The organism is Pelagibius sp. (assembly GCF_028289705.1).
In the GTDB taxonomy this organism is placed as follows: Bacteria; Pseudomonadota; Alphaproteobacteria; order Kiloniellales; family Kiloniellaceae; genus Pelagibius.
Genome location: NZ_JANQOI010000084.1, coordinates 15,725 through 36,404, shown reverse-complemented (window position 1 = coordinate 36,404; position 20,680 = coordinate 15,725). Strand labels below are relative to the sequence as shown.

The 20,680-nt window shown below is 67.0% G+C and carries 18 protein-coding genes; 14 read left to right on the top strand and 4 right to left on the bottom strand.

The annotated features are described in order from the left end of the window. On the bottom strand, nucleotides 1-848 hold an 848-nt coding region (aroB, locus tag Q0996_RS10115), incomplete at its 3' end, for a 3-dehydroquinate synthase (RefSeq protein ID WP_299618529.1). Then, nucleotides 845-1,393, bottom strand: a complete 549-nt coding sequence (locus tag Q0996_RS10110; protein WP_322096680.1) for a shikimate kinase — start codon at nucleotides 1,391-1,393, stop codon at nucleotides 845-847. The genes Q0996_RS10110 and aroB, both read right to left, overlap by 4 nt. A 276-nt stretch (nucleotides 1,394-1,669) precedes the next feature. Here Q0996_RS10110 and Q0996_RS10105 point away from each other — a divergent pair, with 276 nt between their 5' ends. From Q0996_RS10105 to Q0996_RS10060, 10 genes are all read left to right on the top strand, one after another. Further along, a complete protein-coding gene (locus tag Q0996_RS10105; RefSeq protein ID WP_299618523.1) occupies nucleotides 1,670-1,810 on the top strand; it encodes a hypothetical protein in 141 nt (46 codons plus the stop codon). Further along, nucleotides 1,791-3,665, top strand: a complete 1,875-nt coding sequence (locus Q0996_RS10100) for a hypothetical protein (RefSeq protein ID WP_299618520.1) — start codon at nucleotides 1,791-1,793, stop codon at nucleotides 3,663-3,665. The genes Q0996_RS10105 and Q0996_RS10100 overlap by 20 nt, the downstream gene beginning before the upstream one ends. A gap of 33 nt (nucleotides 3,666-3,698) precedes the next feature. Beyond that, nucleotides 3,699-4,631, top strand: a complete 933-nt coding sequence (xerD, locus tag Q0996_RS10095) for a site-specific tyrosine recombinase XerD (RefSeq protein WP_299618518.1) — start codon at nucleotides 3,699-3,701, stop codon at nucleotides 4,629-4,631. Nucleotides 4,632-4,800: 169 nt separating this feature from the next. After that, nucleotides 4,801-5,778, top strand: coding sequence for a CoA ester lyase (locus Q0996_RS10090; protein ID WP_299618515.1), 978 nt, complete (start codon nucleotides 4,801-4,803; stop codon nucleotides 5,776-5,778). A 166-nt stretch (nucleotides 5,779-5,944) separates the two neighbouring features. Continuing rightward, on the top strand, nucleotides 5,945-6,901 hold the full coding sequence (locus tag Q0996_RS10085) for an acetyl-CoA carboxylase carboxyltransferase subunit alpha (protein ID WP_299618512.1): 957 nt from the start codon (nucleotides 5,945-5,947) through the stop codon (nucleotides 6,899-6,901). A gap of 304 nt (nucleotides 6,902-7,205) precedes the next feature. After that, entirely contained in the window at nucleotides 7,206-8,792 is a 1,587-nt protein-coding gene (locus Q0996_RS10080; RefSeq protein ID WP_299618509.1) for a peptide ABC transporter substrate-binding protein, read from the top strand. A gap of 131 nt (nucleotides 8,793-8,923) precedes the next feature. Beyond that, nucleotides 8,924-9,847 (top strand): oligopeptide ABC transporter permease OppB, encoded by a 924-nt coding sequence (gene oppB / locus Q0996_RS10075; protein WP_299618506.1) that lies wholly within the window; start codon nucleotides 8,924-8,926, stop codon nucleotides 9,845-9,847. After that, nucleotides 9,847-10,746 carry an ABC transporter permease subunit gene (locus Q0996_RS10070; RefSeq protein ID WP_299618503.1) on the top strand — a complete coding sequence of 300 codons (900 nt, stop codon included), beginning with the start codon at nucleotides 9,847-9,849 and terminating at the stop codon, nucleotides 10,744-10,746. The genes oppB and Q0996_RS10070 overlap by 1 nt, the downstream gene beginning before the upstream one ends. A 2-nt stretch (nucleotides 10,747-10,748) precedes the next feature. Beyond that, entirely contained in the window at nucleotides 10,749-11,816 is a 1,068-nt protein-coding gene (locus Q0996_RS10065; RefSeq protein ID WP_299618500.1) for an ABC transporter ATP-binding protein, read from the top strand. Continuing rightward, nucleotides 11,813-12,802, top strand: a complete 990-nt coding sequence (locus Q0996_RS10060; RefSeq protein WP_299618497.1) for an ABC transporter ATP-binding protein — start codon at nucleotides 11,813-11,815, stop codon at nucleotides 12,800-12,802. Before Q0996_RS10065 ends, Q0996_RS10060 begins: the two co-directional genes overlap by 4 nt. Nucleotides 12,803-12,829: 27 nt before the next feature. Here the strand turns inward: Q0996_RS10060 and Q0996_RS10055 are convergent, their stop codons facing one another. Further along, complete coding sequence (locus Q0996_RS10055) at nucleotides 12,830-13,246, bottom strand: diacylglycerol kinase (protein WP_299618495.1); 417 nt, start codon at nucleotides 13,244-13,246, stop codon at nucleotides 12,830-12,832. Nucleotides 13,247-13,455: 209 nt separating this feature from the next. Here Q0996_RS10055 and Q0996_RS10050 point away from each other — a divergent pair, with 209 nt between their 5' ends. From Q0996_RS10050 to Q0996_RS10040, 3 genes are all read left to right on the top strand, one after another. Then, a complete protein-coding gene (locus Q0996_RS10050) occupies nucleotides 13,456-14,457 on the top strand; it encodes a flippase-like domain-containing protein (RefSeq protein ID WP_299618492.1) in 1,002 nt (333 codons plus the stop codon). Nucleotides 14,458-14,554: 97 nt separating this feature from the next. Continuing rightward, nucleotides 14,555-15,760, top strand: coding sequence for a 3-sulfinopropanoyl-CoA desulfinase (gene acdA, locus Q0996_RS10045; RefSeq protein ID WP_299618489.1), 1,206 nt, complete (start codon nucleotides 14,555-14,557; stop codon nucleotides 15,758-15,760). 83 nt (nucleotides 15,761-15,843) lie between these two features. After that, the gene (locus Q0996_RS10040; protein WP_299618486.1) at nucleotides 15,844-16,350 is read left to right on the top strand and encodes a hypothetical protein; all 507 of its coding nucleotides are present in this window, start codon (nucleotides 15,844-15,846) and stop codon (nucleotides 16,348-16,350) included. Nucleotides 16,351-16,624: 274 nt separating this feature from the next. Here the strand turns inward: Q0996_RS10040 and secA are convergent, their stop codons facing one another. Further along, nucleotides 16,625-19,357 (bottom strand): preprotein translocase subunit SecA, encoded by a 2,733-nt coding sequence (secA, locus tag Q0996_RS10035; protein ID WP_299618483.1) that lies wholly within the window; start codon nucleotides 19,355-19,357, stop codon nucleotides 16,625-16,627. A gap of 143 nt (nucleotides 19,358-19,500) precedes the next feature. Here secA and Q0996_RS10030 point away from each other — a divergent pair, with 143 nt between their 5' ends. Further along, nucleotides 19,501-20,556, top strand: a complete 1,056-nt coding sequence (locus Q0996_RS10030) for a peptidylprolyl isomerase (protein ID WP_299618480.1) — start codon at nucleotides 19,501-19,503, stop codon at nucleotides 20,554-20,556. Nucleotides 20,557-20,680: the final 124 nt, after the last annotated feature.

The following is a 20,680-nucleotide window of genomic DNA, read 5'->3' as shown; positions in this document are numbered from 1 at the left end:
ACTCCGAAGGCCATGACCATGCCCACCGCCACCGCCTCTCCGTGCAGCAGTTCGCTGCTGTAGCCGACCTCCGCCTCCAGGGCGTGGCCGAAGGTATGGCCAAGGTTGAGCAGGGCGCGGCGCCCGCCCTCGCGCTCATCGGCGGCGACGATCTCCGCCTTGCAGCGACAGCTCGTCAGCACCGCGTGCTGCAGGGCGGCGCGATCCACCTCGATCAGGTCGGCGCCGTGGGATTCCAGCCAGCCGAAGAAAGCGGCGTCCTGGATCAGGCCATACTTCACCACCTCGGCATAGCCGGCCAGCATCTCGCGCCGCGGCAGGGTGGTGAGGATCGAGGTGTCGGCCAGCACCAGGCGCGGCTGGTAGAAGGCGCCGATCAGGTTCTTGCCGTGACGGCTGTTGATCCCCGTCTTGCCGCCGACCGAGCTGTCCACCTGGGCCAAAAGGCTGGTGGGGATCTGCACGAAATCGAGGCCGCGCAGGGTGACGGCGGCGGCAAAGCCGGCGAGATCGCCGATGACGCCGCCACCCAGGGCGATCACGGTGGTACTGCGCTCCACCCTGGCCTCCAGCAGGCGGTCGATCAGGCGGCCGAGTTGATCCAACGACTTGCTGGCGTCCCCCGGGGGCACGGAAATCGCAAAATGCTCCAGGCCGGCATCGTCCAAAGCGCGTTCGAGGCGGGCGAGGTGCAGTTCCGCCACCGTCTGATCGGTGACGACGACCACCCGATCGCTCTGCAGCAGCGGCCGCATCAGCGTGCCGGCCTCGGCCAGCACGGTGGTGCCAATCAGAATGTCGTAGCTGCGCGCGCCGAGCTCGACCGTGAGGCGCTGATGGCTGCTCACTCTGCGGCGCTCCGGCCCTTGGCAGGCGCCTCCGCTTGCCCCGGTGCCTCCGGTTCCGTCCCGTCGAGATAGCGCTGCAGGCTTTCGGTCACCCGCGCCAGGGTCACCTCGGGCGGACCGTCGACCGAGTCCACCACCACGTCGGCTTCGGCATAGACGGGATAGCGCTTGTCGATCAGGTCGCTGAGGATCTGCCGCGGGTCGCCGCGCTTCAGCAAGGGCCGGTGATCGCGCCGCGAGGTGCGGCGCAGCAGCAGTTCGACATCGGCACGCAGCCAGACCGAGATGGCACGGTCGCGGAGCAAGGCCCGGGTCTCGGTATCCATGAAGGCCCCGCCGCCGGTCGCCAGGACCATGGTGGGCTGATCCAGCAGCCGGGCGATCACCCGTCGCTCGCCGGCGCGAAAGGCCGCCTCGCCGTGTTCGGCGAAGATGTCCTCGATGGAGCAGCCGGCCGCCGCCTCGATTTCCTTGTCGGCATCGACGAAGGGCAGCTCCAGCGCCGCGGCCAGTCGGCGCCCGATGCACGACTTGCCCGCGCCCATCAAGCCGACGAAGGCGATGGTGCGCGGTGCCTCGAGTGCCGCCGAGTCCGGCGGCGGACTGTTTGAACCTTTCTGACTCACTTGAGCGCGACTCACGTCACTGCTGATCGTTGCAACCCCAGTAGGCGCTCGGTAAACTGCCGTTTCCGCGCCAGATTCGGACCATATCATAGAATCTTCAGGGCGGTGCAAGTAGTACGGCGGCGCTGTTCGGCGCGGACCGAAGAACAGGATCGCGCCCAGACCGGCCTCCAGGGCCCGCAGACAAGTGTATTGATGAAGAAGACCAGCCTGATCGCCCTCGTCGTCGTTGCCGGACTCATCGTCTCCGGCGGTTTCTTTCTCCTCACCTGGGACATTCCGCCGCCATCGGCCCCGGTCGAGAGAGTGCTGCCGGATGAGCGATTCCCGCGCTAGGGCCAACGGGCGGGCCCGCGCCTTGGCACTCCGCGCCGGAACCGGTTGGGCATCGGCCCTTTTCCTGACCTTTGCCGCGCTTTCGCCGCTCGCTGCCCAGCAGCAGCCCAGTGCGCCGATCAGTCTGTTTCCGCCGACCGTGGCCCCGCAGGAGCCCGGTGAAACGGCGGACGAAGGGGCGCCCGCGGCCGTCCCGCAAGCCCCCGCCAACCCAGCCCCCGCCCATGGCGCCCCGGCACTGCCCCCCACGGAAACCCCACAGTATGAAGGCATCCGGGTGGACAAGCTCCAGGAACTGGATGCCGAGTCCCTGGGGATTCTGGAGGCAGCGGACGGCGGTCTGGGGGTCGAGGCCTGGGCCGGCAGCGACCGAACCCTGGTGGAAGGCCTGATTGCGGCCCTGCCGGACGATCCGTCTTCGCCGACGCTGCGACGGCTTGCCGTCCGGCTGGTGCTCAGCAACGCCCGCGCGCCCAAGCGGGCCAGCGGAAACACCCTGGCGGACGCCGTGGCGGCGGCGCAGGAGACCGACTTCCTGCGGCTGCGCGTCGACCGCCTCTATGCTCTGGGGGACCTGGCCGGGCTCAACCGGCTCCTGGGGATCGTGCCCCAGCGTCTGGACGACTCCCGCCTCGCCCAGGCACGGGTCGACGGCCTGCTGCTGGCCGGACGCGATCAGCAAGCCTGTGGTCAGGTGCGCGGCGCCGCGGCGCGCTTCCCGGCGGAAGTCTATTGGTCCAAGGCGCTGGTCTTTTGCCAGTTCCTCGCCGAGGAGCGGGACCAGGCCTTCTTCGCTCTCGACCTGCTGCGCGAACAGGATCCTGAGGGCGATCCCCTGTTCTACGCCCTCACAAATCTCTTCATCGGCGGCGAGGCGGGAGCCATCGAGGCCGGCGCCTTGACCCCGCTCAGCCTGGCGATGCTGCGCCTCGGCGCCGGCGAACCGCCGGCGGACCTGGCGGCAGAAGCGCCGCCGCTGCTGCTGCACGGGATCGCCGCGCTGGACAAGGCCTCGCCGCTGGACAAGGCGGCGGCCCTGGAACGTCTGGCGCAGGCCGCCTTGGTGCCGGGCAGACAACTGGCCGAAGCCTACAGTGCCATTCCCTTCGAGGAGCCGGAACTGGCGGACCCCCTGGTCAAGGCCGGCGAAGCCGGCGGACTGCGTGGCCGTGCCCTGCTGTTTCATGCCGCGCGGCAGGAATCCATCGCCACGGCGAAGGCCGAGTTCCTGCAGGCGGCCCTGGCCGCCGCGCGCCAGGCCGGGCGCGGCTTTGCCATGGCCCAGGCGGTTCTGCCGCAGGTGGAAGCGCTCCTGCCGGGCGCGGAACTGGCCTGGTTCGCCCCGGCGGCGGGCCGGACCCTCTATCGGCTCGGCCGCTACGAAGGGGCTGCGGCCTGGACTGCCGTGCTGCAACTGGACGGCACGCGAAATCCTGAATCGCAGGCGGCCTTTGAAGCCTTGATGCCCTATGCCCGCCTGATCGGGGGCGGGGCACCCCTGGGCGGCGGCAGCGAGGCAGAGGGCGAAGAGGCCGCACGGCAGTTCCTCGCTATGGTCCTCTCCCGCGCGCTCGGCCAGGATGAGCCCGCTGGCTGGCCCGGAACCCTCGGCGCGGCGGGGTTCGAGACCGCGGCGCTGGAGCCGCTGCCGGTCCTGCTCGCCCTCGGCGATGCCGCCGCCGCCGGACGGCGCGGCGAAGTCGTGCTGCTGGCGTTGCGCGCACTGGGCGAGGGGCCCCTGGAAGAGAAGCACCCGCTGGCACTCGGCTACGCGGTCTCGGCTCTGAACGCCGTCGGCCTCAGCAGCGATGCCCGCGCGCTGGCCCTGGAAGCGGCCCTCGCCGCAGGGATATAGGGGCGGCTCGTGGCGGCGCGCCGGGCCCCCGCGATGACACCGCAACTGGAGCCGTTTTTGGAGATGCTCTCGGCGGAGCGCGGCGCCGCCGCCAACACGCTGGAGGCCTATCGCCGCGATCTGCAGGACTTCGATGCTTTTCTGGCGCCGCGGCGCCGGCGTTTGGAAACGGCGGCGGCGGACGACCTGCGGGCCTATCTCGGCAAACTCGCACGCGCCGGCATGGCACCGCGCACCGCGGCGCGCCGGCTTTCCGCCCTGCGCCAGTTCTACCGATTCCTGGTCAGCGAAGACCTGCGCGGCGACGATCCCAGTGCCGGCATCGACTCGCCGCGCCAGGGCCGGGCCCTGCCGAAGATCCTCAGCGAAGCCGAGGTCGATGCGCTGCTGGCCGCCGTGCGCGAGCGGCGCGACGCCGAGGGGCTGCGCCTGGCCGCCCTGGTGGAATTGCTCTACGCCACCGGCCTCAGGGTCTCGGAACTGGTTTCCCTGCGCAGCGCCGCCGCCCAGCGCGACCAGCGCCTGCTCATCGTGCGCGGCAAGGGCAACAAGGAGCGCATGGTCCCCTTGAGCGATGCCGCGCGGCAGAGCTTGTCGGACTACCTGAAGGTCCGCACCGCCTTCCTGCCCAAGGCAGGCAAGGGGGAGAGGGCGGTAAGGCGCGAGTCCCCCTGGCTGTTCCCCTCGCGCGGCGCCAGCGGCCATCTGACCCGCCACCGCGTCGGCCAGCTTCTGAAGGAGCTCGCCGGTCAGGCGGGGATCGACACGGCCAAGGTATCGCCTCACGTGATGCGCCACGCCTTCGCCAGCCATCTGCTGGACCATGGCGCCGACCTGCGCTCGTTGCAGAAGATGCTGGGGCACGCCGACATCTCCACCACCCAGGTCTATACCCACGTGCTGAGCGAGCGCCTGAAATCGTTGGTGCACGACCACCACCCGCTCGCCGGAAACGACTCTTCCTGATCTGATTCGCCGGCGCCGGCAGCCGCCCCGGCGATCTCGGGTTGACAAGACCAAGTGGTGTGACCAGTTTCCCCGCGAACGTGATGGGGCCGCTGCGGCTGGGGTTCTCCAAGGTCCGAAGCGGCGCGCCATTCCTTGACCCTTTTCCAGATCGAGCAGGGGGATTTCCATGAGCTTTACCGTTGTCGAGCAGGCGTCCGCACGCCTGAACCGCAGCGAACTGGCGGTTCCGGGCAGCAACCCGAAACTCTTCAAGAAAGCGGCGGAGTCTGCCGCCGACGTCGTCTTCCTCGATCTGGAGGACGCGGTCGCGCCGGACGACAAGGTCCAGGCCCGCAAGAACATCATCAAGGCGCTGAACGAGGTCGACTGGGGCAACAAGACCCTCTCGGTCCGCATCAACGGCCTCGACACCCACTACATGTACCGCGACGTCATCGACATCGTCGAGCAGGGCGGCGAGCGCCTCGATCTCTTCATGATCCCCAAGGCCGGCACCGCGGCGGACATCTATGCCGTCGACATGCTGGTCAGCCAGGCGGAAGAGGCGGTGGGCCGCAAGAAGCGCATCGGCTTCGAGATGATCATCGAAACGGCCCTCGGCATGGCCAACGTCGACGCAATCGCCAAGGCCTCGCCGCGCAACGAAAGCCTCCACTTCGGCGTCGCCGACTATGCCGCCTCGACGAAGGCGCGGACCACGGTGATCGGCGGCCCCAACGAACTCTACGGCGTGCTCACCGACCCCGGTGCCGAGGGCGAACGCCTCTATCACTGGGGCGACATGTGGCACTACGCCATCGCCCGCATGGTGGTGGCGGCCCGGGCCGCCGGCCTGCGCCCCATCGACGGCCCCTTCGGCGACTTCTCCGATCCCGAGGGCTTCCGCGCCCAGGCGAACCGGGCCGCGGTGCTGGGCTGCGAGGGCAAGTGGGCCATCCACCCGAGCCAGATCGACCTCGCCAACGAGGTGAACAGCCCCTCCAAGGCCGAGGTCGACAAGGCCAAGCGCATCCTGAAGGCCATGCGCCAGGCCCAGAAGGAGGGCAAGGGCGCCGTCTCCCTCGACGGCCGGCTGATCGATATCGCTTCGATCAAACAGGCCGAGGTGATGGTCAAGAAGGCCCGCATGATCGCCAAGGGCTGAGAGCGGCCTACCCAACGGCAAACCCACTGCGGGGGCCGGCGTCGCGCGGCGCCGGCCCTTCCCGTTTCCGACGCCGCCTGGCATCGCATGCCCGTATTCGGAAAACCGGTCATCGGGGATCAACCAAAGGCGTGCGATGCCCGGATTCCTGTGCTAGACAGCCCTGATGCACAACTTCCTTGATTTCGAAAAGCCGATCGCCGAGCTCGAAGGCAAGATCGAAGAGTTGCGCCATCTCTCCGACGACGGCGAGATCAACATCGCCGAGGAGGTCGAGAAGCTCCAGGGCAAGGTCGACCGGCTGCTGCGCCAGACCTACGGCAAACTCTCGGCCTGGCAGAAGACCCAGGTCGCCCGCCACCCGGACCGGCCGCACTTCCACGACTACATCACCGCCCTGGTGGAGGACTTCACGCCGCTCGCCGGCGACCGGCTGTTCGCCGAGGACAAGGCGATCATCGGCGGCCTGGGCCGCTTCCGCGGCTATTCCGTCGTCGTCATCGGCCACGAGAAGGGCGCGGACATCTCTTCGCGGGTAACCCACAACTTCGGCATGGCCCGGCCGGAAGGCTACCGCAAGGCCCAGCGCCTGATGGCCCTGGCCACGCGCTTCGGGCTTCCGGTCATCACCCTGGTCGATACCGCCGGCGCTTATCCCGGAGTCGGCGCGGAGGAGCGCGGCCAGGCGGAGGCCATCGCCCGCTCCATCGAGGTTTGCATGAACGTCGAGGTTCCGCTCCTGTCGGTGATCATCGGCGAAGGCGGCTCCGGCGGTGCCATTGCGCTCGCCGCGGCCAACCGGATCTTCATGCTCGAGCATTCGATCTACTCGGTGATCTCGCCCGAGGGTTGCGCCTCCATCCTCTGGCGTTCGGCCGAGCAGGCCCAGGAGGCCGCCGAGGCCCTGCGCCTGACCGCCCAGGACCTGCAGCGCCTGGGGGTGATCGACGACATCATCCCCGAACCCCTCGGCGGCGCCCATCGCGGCGGCGAAAGCACCATTGTTGCCGTCGGCGATAAGCTGGAGGAGGCGATCCGCGAGCTGATGCGCGAAAGCGGCGTCCACCTCAAGCAGCACCGACGCGATAAGTTCCTGGAGATGGGCAAGAAGGGACTCGGCTGAGCCCCTTTCTCCCGGCATCGCCTAGAATCCGCACCCGACCCGCCGGCCGCATCGCCCCGCCCGCGGTCGCCCCGGCGGCACATCTGTGTCAAATGCGTAGGAACACATTCCATACGTATACATAACAACCTCCCCCTGCAATTTGCCGCACAAGGAGACTTGTAACCTTAGGGCGTTGGGGCTCTATTATGGCGTTAAGACCCGGCGTGCAGGCGTCGGCCTACCGTCAAAGCGGCCGGTTTCGGGGGGAACCGGCGGGCAAGGTAGGAAAGGCTTCAAACAACAAAAATGGGAGAGCGATTTTATGTTCCTTAAACACTTCAAACGCGCCTCGCTGAGCATCGGCCTTGCCGTTGCGCTGGCCGGCACGGCGGGAGCGGAGACGGTCCTGCGGGTCGGCAACATGGGCGAACCGGCGACCCTGGACCCCCATCACGTGGCCGGGACCTGGGAAAACCGCATCATCGGCGACATGTTCATGGGCCTCACCACCGAGGGGCCGGACGGCAGCGTGGTGCCCGGCGCCGCGGAAAGCTGGACGATCAGCGACGATGGCCTGACCTACACCTTTAAGCTGCGCGACCATAGCTGGTCCGACGGCACCCCGGTGAGCGCCGACGACTTCGTCTTTGCGCTGCGCCGTATCCTCTCGCCGGAACTGGCGGCCAAATACGCCTCGCTTCTCTATCCCATCAAGAACGCCGAAGAGATCAACAACGCCAGCGTTGCCGACCTGTCGCAGCTCGGCGTGCGGGCGGTCGACGCCAAGACCCTGGAAATCACCCTGGTGGCCCCGACCCCCTATTTCATCGAACAGCTGACCCACTACACCGCTTTCCCGGTGCCCAAGCACCTGGTGGAACAGCACGGCGATGACTGGATCAAGAAGGGCACGATTGCCAGCAACGGCGCCTATATGCTGGACGAATGGGTGCCCAACACCCATGTGCGCCTGGTCAAGAACGACGGTTTCTACGATGCCGCGAACGTCACCATCGACAAGGTTGAGTTCTTCCCCTCCGAGGACCGCGGCGCCGTGCAGAAGCGTTTCCGTTCCGGTGAGATCGACATCGCCAAGGACTTCGCCTCCGAGCAGTTCGACTTCCTGAAGAAGAACCTGCCGGACGAGACCCGTGTGGCCCCTTACCTCGGGATCTACTACTACCCCGTCAACACCAACAAGCCGCCCTTCGACGACAAGCGGGTGCGCCAGGCCCTGTCCATGGCCATCGACCGCGAGGCCATCACCGATAAGGTGCTGAAGACCGGTGAGGTTCCGGCCTACAGCTTCGTGCCGCCCGGCACCGGCAATTACGGCGACCCGGCCTTCGTCGATTGGATGGACGTGCCCTACAAGGAGCGTGTTGCGAAGGCCAAGGCCCTGCTGGCCGAGGCCGGCTATGGCCCGGACAACCCGGTCAAGCTGACCCTCTCCTACAACACCAGCGAAAACCACAAGCGCATCGCCATTGCCGTGGCGGCGATGTGGAAGCAACTGGGCGTGCAGGCCGAGCTGTTCAATCAGGAAGTGACGCCGCACTACAACAAGCTTGAGCAGAACGACTTCGACGTGGCGCGTGCCGGCTGGATCGCCGACTACAACGACGCGCAGAACTTCCTCTACCTCTTGGAGACACGGACCGGTCGCCAGAACTACGGGCGCTACTCCAACGCTCAGTTCGACGACTACATGGCCAAGGCTGCCAACACCACCGACATGGACAAGCGCGCGCAATACCTGCGTTCGGCTGAGGCCATTGCGATGGAGGACCAGCCGGTCATCCCGATCTACTACTATGTGTCCAAGAACCTGGTTTCCAACAGCGTGGTCGGTTGGGAACCAAACGTGAAAGACATTCAGCGCACCCGCTATCTGTCGATCAAGCCCTGATCGCGCGGGCCCTCCGCCGGTGATCCCGGCGGAGGGTCCTTCCGCCTCGCCGTAGGGGGGTCGGCGGGCCGCTGGGACGGCTCCGCTTCCTCTATGGCAGGTCGCCGACAGGGATCAGGGGAGCTGGATCCATGTTCGCCTACGCGATACGCCGCCTATTGGTCGCGGTACCGACACTCTTCGTCATCATCACGCTGGCCTTCTTCCTGATGCGCCTGGCCCCGGGCGGGCCCTTCGATTCCGACCGGGTGCTGCCGCCGGCCATCGAGAAGAACATCATGGCCCACTACAATCTCGACCTGCCGCTCTGGCAGCAGTACCTGAAGTACCTGGGCGGCCTGGTTCAGGGCGATTTCGGCCCCTCCTTCCGGGTGCGGGACTTCTCGGTCGCCGAGCTCATCATGTCCGGCTTTCCCGCCAGCCTGCAGATCGGCGGCACGGCGATCCTGCTGGCGGTGATGATCGGCGTGTCCCTGGGCGCATTTGCCGCCCTGCGCCAGAACAGCCTGACCGACTATTCGGTCATGGGCGTGGCCATGGTCGGCATCGCGGTGCCCAACTTCGTCATGGCGCCGCTCCTCACCTTGGTGCTGGGCGTCTATCTGTCGTGGCTGCCGGTGGCCGGCTGGGGCGGCGGCGCCTTCGCCAACAAGGTGCTGCCCATCGTCGCCCTGGCGCTGCCGCAGATCGCCTACATCTCGCGCCTCACCCGTGGCTCCATGGTGGAGGTGCTGAACGCGAATTTCGTGCGCACCGCCCGCGCCAAGGGCCTGCGCGAACAGCTCGTGGTGGTGCGCCATGCGCTGAAGGGCGCGCTGCTGCCGGTGGTCTCCTACCTCGGCCCGGCAACCGCCGCGGTCATCACCGGCTCGGTGGTGATCGAGACGATTTTCGACATCCCCGGCATCGGGCGCTACTTCATCCAGGGCGCCCTCAGCCGTGACTACACCCTGGTGATGGGCGTGATGATCTTCTACGCCGTGCTCATCATGGTGCTCAATCTGGTGGTCGACCTGCTCTACGCGGTGCTCGATCCAAAGGTGAGGTACACGTGATGATCCACACCACCGCCTCCGCCGATGCCATGGCCGGCATGGAAGAACTGGAAGGCCGCTCCCTTTGGCAGGATGCGCGCATCCGTCTGTTCCGCAACAAGGCCGCCGTGGTCTCCATGGTCGTCCTGGGGATCATCGCCGTGATGGCGGTCCTGGCGCCCTACCTGAGCCCGCATCCCTACGACGAAGTCTATTGGGAGCGCATCCAGATGGGCCCCGACTTCGAGAACGCCCATTGGTTCGGCACCGACGGCAACGGCCGCGACCTCTTCGTGCGCACGCTCTACGGCGCCCGGGTCTCGCTGATGGTGGGCATTCTCGCCACCACCGTCAGCCTGATCATCGGCGTCACCTACGGCGCCGTGGCCGGCTATGTCGGCGGGCGCGTCGACAACCTGATGATGCGCTTCGTCGACGTGATGTACTCCCTGCCCTTCATGTTCTTCGTCATCCTCTTGATGGTGATCTTCGGGCGGAACATCTTTCTGATCTTCATCGCCCTCGGCGCCGTGGAATGGCTGACCATGGCGCGCATCGTGCGCGGCCAGACGCTCTCGGTGAAACGCAAGGAGTTCATCGAGGCCGCCCATGCCGGCGGCGTGTCCAGCGTGAAGATCATCTTCCGCCACATCATTCCCAACGTGCTGGGCCCGGTGATCGTCTATATGACGCTGACCATTCCCCAGGTGATCCTGACCGAGTCCTTCATCTCCTTCCTCGGCCTCGGCGTGCAGGAGCCGCTGACCTCCTGGGGAGTCCTGATCTCCGAGGGTGCGCGGGTGATGGAGCAGTCGCCCTGGATGCTGATGTTCCCGGCACTGTTCCTCGCGGTCACGCTCTTCGCCTTCAACTTCATCGGGGACGGGCTGCGCGACGCGCTCGATCCCAAGGACCGGTGACCATGGCTGCGACAACGAACGGCACCGGCGCCCGGGTCCTTGAGGTCACGGACCTGGACACCCGCTTTTCCACCCCCGACGGCGAGGTGCATGCCGTCAATTCGGTGAGCTTCGGGATCGACGAGGGCGAGAGCGTCGGCGTGGTCGGCGAGTCCGGCTCCGGCAAGACCCAGATCTTCCTCTCCATCATGGGGCTCCTGGCCAAGAACGGCGGCGCCAGCGGTTCGGTGCGCTACCGCGGCCAGGAGATCCTCGGCCTGCCGGCCCGCGAGCTGAACAAGATCCGCGGCGTCACCATGTCGATGATCTTTCAGGACCCCATGACCTCCCTCAATCCCTTCCTGCGCATCTCCAAGCAGATGACCGAGGTGCTGGTGGAACACAAGGGGATGACGGAGGACCAGGCCCGGGCCCGCGGCATCGAGCTGCTGGACCGGGTCGGCATCCCCGGCGCCAAGGCGCGCTTCGATCTCTATCCCCACGAGTTCTCCGGCGGCATGCGCCAGCGGGTGATGATCGCCATGGCGCTGCTCTGCGAACCCGACCTGCTGATCGCCGACGAGCCGACCACGGCCCTCGACGTGACCATCCAGGCCCAGATCCTGGAACTCATGGCCGACCTGAAACGCGACTTCCGCACCGCCATCATCATGATCACCCACGACCTGGGCGTGGTCGCCGGGCTCTGCGACCGGGTGATGGTGATGTATGCCGGCCGGGTGGTGGAGAAGGGCGCGGTGCGCGATATCTACTACCGCCCGCAGCATCCCTATTCCCTGGGTCTTCTCAGTTCGATGCCGCGTCTCGACCAGGCCGGCGCCACGCAGCTCAACACCATTCCCGGCCAGCCGCCCAACCTGCAGGCGCTGCCGGAGGGTTGCGCCTATCAGGACCGCTGCCCCTTTGTCTTCGATGCCTGCCGCATCGACGAGCCGGGGCTGCACCGGATCGAGGCGGGCCGGGAGAAGGCCTGCCACCTGGAGGCCCTGCCCGATCGGCGCGCCGGCGCGCCGGACGCCTCGTCAGAAGCCGCCTCATCGCAAACCGCCGTACAGGAGGGCCAGCCATGACCGGCCCGATCCTTTCCGTCCACGGCCTCAAGGTCCACTTCGACATCCGCGTCGGCGGCATCCTCGCCGGGCGCTACCAGCCGCTGAAGGCGGTCGATGGCGTCTCCTTCGAGCTGCAGCCCGGCGAGACCCTGGGCATCGTCGGCGAGTCCGGCTGCGGCAAGTCGACCCTGGGCCGCGCCGTTCTGCAGCTCATCCCGCCCACCGACGGCAAGGTGGTCTGGCTGGGCGAGGATCTGGCGCACTTGAATGCCGAGGCGCTCCGCGCCAAGCGCCAGGAAATGCAGATCATCTTCCAGGACCCCCTGGCCAGCCTCAACCCGCGCATGACGATCGGCGAGATCATCAGCGAGCCCCTGCGCACCTTCGAGCCCGGCATCGGCAAGGCGGCGATGAAGGCGCGGGTCAAGGACATGATGGCCAAGGTCGGCCTGCTGCCGCAGATGATCAACCGCTATCCGCACGAGTTCTCCGGCGGCCAGTGCCAGCGCATCGGCATCGCCCGGGCCATGGTGCTGGGGCCGAAGCTGATCATCTGCGACGAGCCGGTCTCGGCCCTCGACGTCTCGATCCAGGCGCAGATCATCAACCTCTTGATGCGCCTGCAGCAGGAGTTCGGCCTCTCGCTGCTGTTCATCAGCCACGACCTCTCGGTGGTGCGCCACATCTCCCACCGCATCATGGTGCTCTATCTCGGCAAGATCATGGAGATCGCCGACCGCGCCTCAATCTATGCCGCCCCGCGCCACCCCTACACCCGGGCGCTGATTTCCGCCGTGCCGATCCCCGATCCGGACAAGGAGCGCAACAAGCGGCGCGTGGTGCTGCAGGGCGACCTACCCTCGCCCATGGCGCCGCCCTCGGGCTGTGTCTTCCGCACCCGCTGCCCCAAGGCCAGCGAGCTTTGCGCCAAGGAAACGCCGCCCCTGGAGGAAGACGGCAGCGGCGACAGCCACCTCATCGCCTGCCACCACTGGCGGGAATAGGCACGACAGCGCGCCCGGCAACTGCGCTCAGGCGAGGGTGTCCACGATCATCACGATGCCCAGCAGGAAGACACCGGCTGAGGCGACGATGACGGCGGCGGCGGACATGTCCTTGATCGCCTTGATGCGGGGATGCCGCTGGCCGTCGATATGGTCGATGACCCGCTCGATGGCGCTGTTCACCAGTTCCAGGGCCAGCAGCAGGGCCGAGCAGAGCAGGGCCAGGGCCCACCAGTGCGCCGCCGGGTTCAGCACCAGCAGCGTCGTCACCATGGCCAGGGCACCGAGGACGTGGTTGCGGAAGCCGGGCTCCTCGCGCCAGGCTGCCCTGAGCCCGTCGAACGCGTAGCCGAGGCGGGCAAAGCGCACCGGCGCCGGTTTCGCCTGCGCCAGGTTCGGCAGATTCACCCGCTCATGCGGTTTGTGTTTTCGGTTCAGATCCATAGCTGGTGTTCACTCGGGGAGACTACGAAAGAGACGGAGCGGGCACCGCCCGCTGTTGTGGATTGCGGAAACTCTAGATAGGTAACGCTGACCGCATTCAAAGAGGCTTGAACCGGTTCGAATTACTTCAGGTTGAATAGTTACATATTTATGACGGACCGCCGGATTTTGCAACGGTGGCCCCAGGGACGGCCAACCCCCGACGTGACATGCGCAAACTGCTCCTTCCCGCCTTCCTTCTCGGCCTTACCCTTGCGATCGGCATCGTCGCCTGGCAGGGCCTGGGCGAGGTCGCGGATGCCTTGAGTCGCGCCGGATTCCGGCTGTTGTGGCTGGTTCCGCTGTTTCTCATACCGCTGCTCCTCTCCGCGCTGGCCTGGGCCGTCATCTTCCCGGAAGGGACCCGTCCTTCCCTGCAACGGCTGTGCACGGCAACGTGGATCGCACTTTCGATCAATTGGCTGTTACCGGTGGCCCAGATCGGCGGCGAGATCGCCAAGGCGGCCTGGCTCGGCCGCCGCGCGGCCCCCGCCGCGACCATGGTGGCCACCGCCATCGTCGACAAACTGCTGCAGACGGTGGGCCAGGCCGTGGTGGCGCTGATCGGCGTGGTCCTGGCGCTGCTGCTGGTGGGCAACAGCGGCTTGGTGCCGGTCTCCCTGGGCTTTGCCGTCTTCCTTCTGGCCCTGATCCCGCTGTTCTACCGCGCCCAGCGTCGCGGCCTGTTCCAGCGCCTGGCGGCCATGGCGGAGCGGGCCTTTCAGCGCTCCGCGGCGCGCGCGCGGATGGCGGGGGACAACCGCCCCTTCTCCCTGACTGAGCGGGCCGGCGAACTGGACGCCGCGGTCCGCCAGACCTGTGCCGCCCCCGCCCCCCTGGTGGCGCACCTGGCCATCCGTCTGGCCTCGCGCCTGATCATCGCCCTGGAGGTCTGGCTCACCCTCGCCTTCATGGGCCACCCCATCGGCCTTCTGGAGGCCCTGATGATCGAATGCCTGGCTCAGACCCTGCGCTCCGCCGCCTTTGCCGTGCCCGGCGCCTACGGCGTCCAGGAGGGCGGCTTCATCCTGCTCGGCGCATTGGTCGGGGTCCCAGCGGAGATCGCCCTCTCCGTCTCCCTCGCCAAGCGCCTGCGCGAACTCCTGATCGGGCTTCCGGGGCTGGTCTTCTACCAGGTGAGCGAAGGCCGACTGGCCCTGGCAGCGCGGTAGGGAGGGTTCGGAGCGGCGGGGCCAGCCCGCAGCCGCTTGACCCCTCCGCGCCACGCTCCCCATACTCGCCGGGGTTCGATGGCGAGGCGGAGACGGGATGACACGGCTGACGGCACAACAGGAGTCGATCCAGGCGCAGGCGCGCCAACTGGCCAAGGCCGTCATCGCGCCGCGCGCGGCGGCGGTGGACCGGGAGGAGGCCTATCCCTGGGACAACTGCCGCGCCCTCAGGGAGGCCGGCTTCTTCGGCATGACCATCCCCAAGGCCTACGGCGGCCCCGGCCTCGGCTATCTCGAGGCGACCCTGGTCATCGAGGAGATGGCCAAGGTCTGCGGCGTCACCGGACGCATCGCCGTGGAAGCCAACATGGGCGCCATCGGCGCCATCATGGCCTATGGCAGCGAGGCCCAATGCCGGCTGGCGGCGGCGCAGGTGCTGTCCGGCGACAAGCCGGCGATCTGCATCACCGAACCGGCCGCCGGTAGCGCCGCCACGGAGATGACCACCCGGGCCGAGAGGCGCAGCGACCGCTATGTGCTGAATGGCGGCAAGCACTGGATCACCGGCGGCGGGGTCTCGCGGCTGCATCTGATCTTCGCGCGGGTCTTCGAGAACGGGGTGGACCAGGGGATCGGCGGCTTCATCGCGGTGCGCGATCCCGAGACCGGAACCCCCAAGGGCCTCACCATCGGCCGGCGGGAGCCGACCATGGGCCTGCGCGGCATCCCCGAGACCGAGATCCTGCTGGAGGATCTGGAGGTGCCGGAGGAGCACCTGCTGCGCCCCGAACAGGGCCTCGGGCGCGGCTTCGCGGCCCTCATGTCCGCCTACAACGCCCAACGCGTGGGCGCGGCGACGGTGGCCCTCGGCATCGCCCAGGGGGCCTACGAGCGCGCCCTGGCCTTCACCTGCGAGCGCGAACAGTTCGGCCGGCCGATCTGCGAGTTCCAGGGCCTGCAGTGGATGCTGGCGGACATGGCAACCCAGCTTGCCGCCGCCCGCGCCCTGATCCGCCACGCCACCGACTGCGACGGCTTCCCCGACGCGTTGGAGGCGGCCCAGGCCAAGGTCTTCGCCTCGGAAATGGCGATCAAGGTGACCAACGACGCCCTGCAGCTCTTCGGCGCCGCCGGCTATTCACGCCACAATCCCCTGGAGCGCATGGTGCGCGATGCACGCATGTTCACCATCGGCGGCGGCACCGCCCAGATCCTCAGAACCATGATCGCCGGGCGCATCCTGAACCGCAAACTACCCCAGACCCGCGACGGCTACTTGAACCTGGCAAGGGCGGGGGAGTGATACGTGTCCGCGGGCAATCGCAAAGGGGTGCCCACATCGAACACCACCTTAATTGAATTCAGCCAGTCTGGTGGTGTGCCCCAATGCTAGTTCTCAAGCCTTATGCGAAGGCCGCGATCTTCCAAGGTTACCTGAGTTCCTTCTTCTACGCTTTGTTCGCCGGGGTTGGGGCATGGATGGCGACCCAGTTCGAGCTGTGGAGTGTCGGATTCTTCATCGCCGCCGGTGCTGGGTTAGCGGGGGTTATCCAGTTTTTCCGGGGCCTGCGCAAATGGAGGCAGGAAGCGGCGGATCTGAGGGAAACGACCTATGTCTTTCGCAACGGCGAGTTGGCAGTGGTGAACGAGCGGAGCGGAGTGGAGTTGGTCTATCGGCCATCCGAAGTAGCCGAAATTGAGGCCTTCAAGGTTCCTTTCGGCTATCAACTGAAACTCTACAGGATCGGAGAATCCAAGGAGCACTCCTTCCGAATCTTCGGCGTCAGAGTTTTCGCTGGAGAACATATGCAAATACCTGAGGAGAGCGGCCTCCTCACGCTCCGCGGCAAGGAAGATGCGGATGAGATCATCTCGCATTTTCAATCCGCCTGAGCAGGCCCTTAGGCGTTACCACTGTTCATGATCTCCGCGCATTCTGGCGCGCAAGCCGCCGCAGACCCGCGACGGCTACCTGAACCTAGTAAGGACGGGGGAGTAGGAGCCCCTACCCCCTCACCCAGCTTCGGCTAGATTCGCTGCGCTCACCAAGCCTGCGCAACCCTCTCCCACGGCGGGGAGAGGGAACGAAATGCGCGGTTGAGTCTTCCCTCTCCCCAGCGCGGGAGAGGGAGGGGCCCGCGTGAGCGGGAGGGTGAGGGGGGTTAGCTCAGCCCAGCTTGCCGTGGCAGTGCTTGTATTTTTTGCCGGAGCCGCAGGGGCAGGGGGCGTTGCGGGCGACCTTGCCCCAGGTCGCGGGGTTGTTGGGGTCGATCTGCGCGGCGGCGGCGCGGCTGGCCACGGGCTGGCGGCTCGGCTCCCGCTGTTCCGGGCCCTCGGCCTCGGCGCCGGCGCCCACCAGGGCGACGTCCTCCCGCCCCTCGTGCATCTCCTGGTGCGGGCGCGGCACCTCCACCTCCTCCGCCGAGGCCCGCAGCTCGACGCGGCTCAGCAGGCTGATGGTCTCCTCGCGCACCTCGCCCAGCATGTTCTCGAAGAGGTCGAAGGCCTCGCGCTTGTACTCGATCAAGGGGTCGCGCTGCCCGAAGGCGCGCAGCTGCACGCCCTGGCGCAGGTGGTCGAGGGACAGCAGGTGGTCCTTCCACTGCCGGTCCAGCACCAGCAGCAGGATCTGCTTTTCCAGGCCGCGCATCATCTGCGGGCCGAAGTTGGCCGTCTTCGCGGCCATTTTCTGGTTCGCGGCAGAGGCCAGGCGTTCGCGGATCTCCTGATCGGCGATGCCTTCCTCCTTGGCCCAGTCCTGCACCGGCAGGTCGAGGCCGAAGAGGCGCATAGCTTCCTCGTGCAGGCTGTCGATCTGCCACTGCTCGGAATAGGCCTTCGCCGGGATGCAGCGTTCGACGAGGGTTTCGATCACTTCGTTGCGCATCTCGACGACGGTGTCCTGCACGTCCTCGGCGCGCATCATGTCCTTGCGCTGCTCGAAGACCACCTTGCGCTGGTCGTTCATCACATCGTCGTACTTCAGCAGGTACTTGCGCCCTTCGAAGTGGCGCGCCTCGACCTTCTGCTGGGCTTTCTCCAGGGCCTTGTTGACCCAGGGGTGGACGATCGCCTCGCCGTCCTGCAGCCCCAGCTTCTGCAGCATGGTGTCCATGCGCTCCGAGCCGAAGATGCGCATGAGGTCGTCTTCCAGCGACAGGAAGAACTTGGAGGCGCCGGGGTCGCCCTGGCGGCCGGAGCGGCCGCGAAGCTGGTTGTCGATGCGCCGGCTTTCGTGGCGCTCGCTGGCGATGACGAAGAGGCCGCCGGCGTCCAGGGCGACCTTCTTGGCCGCCGCCACTTCCTCCTGGATCTTCTCGATTTTTTTGGCGCGCGCCGCCTCGTCCTCGATGGTGTCGGCTTCCTGGCTGACCCGCATGTCGATGTTGCCGCCGAGTTGGATGTCGGTGCCGCGGCCGGCCATGTTGGTGGCGATGGTCACTGCGCCGGGAACCCCGGCCTGGGCGATGATGAAGGCTTCCTGCTCGTGGAAGCGGGCGTTCAGCACCTGGTGCTTGATGCCCTCTTTCTTCAGGAGGCTGGCCAGCAGCTCCGACTTCTCGATCGAGACCGTGCCCACGAGGATCGGCTGCTTGCGCTCCTGGCAGTCGCGAACCTGGTCGATGATGGCCTGATGCTTCTCCTTCGCCGTGCGGTAGACCTCGTCGTCGTGGTCTTCGCGCACCACCGCCACGTTGGTCGGGATCTCGATGACTTCCAGGCTATAGGTCTCCTGGAACTCCGTCGCCTCGGTCATGGCGGTGCCGGTCATGCCCGCCAGCTTGGGATAGAGCCGGAAGTAGTTCTGGAAGGTGATGGAGGCGAGGGTCTGGTTCTCCTGCTGGATGGAGACCCCTTCCTTGGCTTCCAGGGCCTGGTGCAGGCCTTCGGAGTAGCGCCGGCCCTCCATCATGCGCCCGGTGAACTCGTCGATGATGACGACCTTGCCGTCCTTGACGATGTAGTCGGTGTCACGCTGGAAAAGCTGATGGGCGCGCAGGCCCTGGTTGGCATGGTGCAGCAGGCTGACGTTCTGGATGTCGAAGAGGCCGCCCTCGTCGAGCATCCCGGCGCCGCGCAGCAGTTCCTCCATGTGCTCGGCGCCGCGCTCGGTGAAAGTGACCGAGCGGGCCTTCTCGTCCTTCTCGTAGTCTTCCTCCACCAGGCTCGGGATCAGCTTGTTGACCGCGATATAGGCCTCCGAGGAGTCCTCCGCCGGGCCGGAGATGATCAGCGGCGTGCGCGCCTCGTCGATGAGGATGGAGTCCACCTCGTCGACGATGGCGAAGTTGAAATCCCGCTGGACCATATCCTCCAGCCGGAACTTCATGTTGTCGCGCAGATAGTCGAAGCCGAACTCGTTGTTGGTGCCGTAGGTCACGTCGGCGGCATAGGCGGCGCGGCGTTCCTCGTCGTTCAGGCCATGGACGATGCAGCCCACCTCCAGGCCCAGGAAGCGGTAGATCTGGCCCATCCACTCGGAATCGCGGCGGGCCAGGTAGTCGTTCACCGTGATCACGTGAACGCCCTGGCCGCCCAGCGCGTTCAGATAGACCGCCAGGGTCGCCACCAGGGTCTTGCCTTCGCCGGTCTTCATCTCGGCGATCATGCCCTGGTGCAGGACAATGCCGCCGACGAGCTGGACGTCGTAGTGGCGCTGGCCCAGGGTGCGCTTGGCCGCCTCGCGGACCGTGGCAAATGCCTCCGGGATAATGTCTTCCAGGCTTTCCCCGGCGCCGAGGCGCTGGCGCAGCTTCGCCGTCTGATCCCGCAGATCTTCGTCGCTCAGCTCCTGAAGCCGCGGCTCCAGGGCATTGATCGCGGCAATCGTGGGGTCGAGGCCCTTTAGGAACCGGTCATTGGCGGTTCCGAACAGCCGCTTGGCAAGCGCGCCGAACATGCAGAATCCTTAAGGCAAAGAGGGGTCCGAAGCCGGAATATTCGTGGTGTGACACATAGGCCCCAGGATACGCCCTGTCAACGATGGCGGCGCGCCCTTCACGGCCCTTGTGATATGCCCGCCAGCGTGCATGATGCGTAGCCATGGAGCCTCGCCACCCAGAGATCGCGACCAGCACCGCGTCGGCGGTCGGGCAAGGCCTTTTCCCAGGAATTCTCTGCCTTTTCCTCCTGATTTTCGCGGCTCTCAGTCTGCTCACGGCGCAGCCGCTCGCCGCTCAGGCGACCTCTGGAACAGCCAATACGACGCTTCCCCTGGCCCTGCCCGAAGACGCCGGCGAAACCGGCCGGGACGCTGGCGAAGCGGAGGCCCGGCTCGCCCGTCTGGGCGACGCGCTGGAGCAGATGAAAACGCAGAATCCCGTTGTGGCGCGGGTCAACGGCCACGAGATCCGCTGGGCCGCCGTGCTCGCCTCCGCCGAGGACCTGCCGGCGCGCTACCACGACCAGTTGGAATCCGTCTTTCCGGCCCTGCTGGACCGGCTGGTGGATGTCCGCCTCCTGGCCGACGCGGCGCGCGCGGAGGGCCTGCAGGAGGACGCGGGGCTGCGCCAGCAGGTCGTTGCCTTCGAGGATCGCCTGCTGTCGAACCTGCTGCTCGAGCGCTATCTGGCCGCGCAGGTGACCACCGCGGCGCTACGGGCGCGTTACGACGCCCTGGTCACGCTGCGCCGCGCCAACCGCGAAGTGCGGGCCCGCCACATCCTGGTCGATAGCGAGGAGGCGGCGCAGGAGGCCATCGCCGCCCTCGACGGCGGCGCGGTCTTTCCGACGCTGGCGCGTGAACGCTCCATCGGGCCCTCGGCAGAGCGTGGCGGCGATCTCGGCTATTTCTTCGCCCGGCGCATGGACCCGGCCTTTGCCAAAGCGCTCGACGCCCTGGAGCCGGGCAGCTACACGGCGGAACCGGTGGAAACCGACTTCGGCTGGCATGTGATCCTGCTGGTTGACCGCCGCGACGACGACATCCCCTCGTTCCTGGACATGCAGGCCCAGCTGCGCGAGGAGCTGAACAAGGAAACCATCAACAAGCTGGTCGGCGGCCTGCGCCAACGCGCGGCGCTGGAAATGTTTCCCGAAGACGGCGCCGCCGGTGCCGAAGGTGCCGAAGAGGCGGCCCCGGAGGAACGGGACCAATGATCCGGGCATCGCTGCCCGGGGCGCCCGCTCTGCGCCCCTCAAGATGAGCCAATCCCCCCGGATGAGCCGGCCCAGCCGTTACCCATGCCGCTTACTCAGGCCAATCCTGGCCTAGCGGCCCGCA

Excerpts from the sequence above, each read along its gene's own strand:
- Q0996_RS10110 (WP_322096680.1), bottom strand. The coding sequence starts at position 1,393 with ATGGGCGCGGGCAAGTCGTGCATCGGGCGCCGACTGGCCGCGGCGCTG.
- Q0996_RS10105 (WP_299618523.1), top strand. The coding sequence starts at position 1,670 with ATGAAGAAGACCAGCCTGATCGCCCTCGTCGTCGTTGCCGGACTCATC.
- Q0996_RS10100 (WP_299618520.1), top strand. The coding sequence starts at position 1,791 with ATGAGCGATTCCCGCGCTAGGGCCAACGGGCGGGCCCGCGCCTTGGCA.
- xerD (WP_299618518.1), top strand. The coding sequence starts at position 3,699 with ATGACACCGCAACTGGAGCCGTTTTTGGAGATGCTCTCGGCGGAGCGC.
- Q0996_RS10090 (WP_299618515.1), top strand. The coding sequence starts at position 4,801 with ATGAGCTTTACCGTTGTCGAGCAGGCGTCCGCACGCCTGAACCGCAGC.
- Q0996_RS10085 (WP_299618512.1), top strand. The coding sequence starts at position 5,945 with ATGCACAACTTCCTTGATTTCGAAAAGCCGATCGCCGAGCTCGAAGGC.
- Q0996_RS10080 (WP_299618509.1), top strand. The coding sequence starts at position 7,206 with ATGTTCCTTAAACACTTCAAACGCGCCTCGCTGAGCATCGGCCTTGCC.
- oppB (WP_299618506.1), top strand. The coding sequence starts at position 8,924 with ATGTTCGCCTACGCGATACGCCGCCTATTGGTCGCGGTACCGACACTC.
- Q0996_RS10070 (WP_299618503.1), top strand. The coding sequence starts at position 9,847 with ATGATCCACACCACCGCCTCCGCCGATGCCATGGCCGGCATGGAAGAA.
- Q0996_RS10065 (WP_299618500.1), top strand. The coding sequence starts at position 10,749 with ATGGCTGCGACAACGAACGGCACCGGCGCCCGGGTCCTTGAGGTCACG.
- Q0996_RS10060 (WP_299618497.1), top strand. The coding sequence starts at position 11,813 with ATGACCGGCCCGATCCTTTCCGTCCACGGCCTCAAGGTCCACTTCGAC.
- Q0996_RS10055 (WP_299618495.1), bottom strand. The coding sequence starts at position 13,246 with ATGGATCTGAACCGAAAACACAAACCGCATGAGCGGGTGAATCTGCCG.
- Q0996_RS10050 (WP_299618492.1), top strand. The coding sequence starts at position 13,456 with ATGCGCAAACTGCTCCTTCCCGCCTTCCTTCTCGGCCTTACCCTTGCG.
- acdA (WP_299618489.1), top strand. The coding sequence starts at position 14,555 with ATGACACGGCTGACGGCACAACAGGAGTCGATCCAGGCGCAGGCGCGC.
- Q0996_RS10040 (WP_299618486.1), top strand. The coding sequence starts at position 15,844 with ATGCTAGTTCTCAAGCCTTATGCGAAGGCCGCGATCTTCCAAGGTTAC.
- secA (WP_299618483.1), bottom strand. The coding sequence starts at position 19,357 with ATGTTCGGCGCGCTTGCCAAGCGGCTGTTCGGAACCGCCAATGACCGG.
- Q0996_RS10030 (WP_299618480.1), top strand. The coding sequence starts at position 19,501 with ATGGAGCCTCGCCACCCAGAGATCGCGACCAGCACCGCGTCGGCGGTC.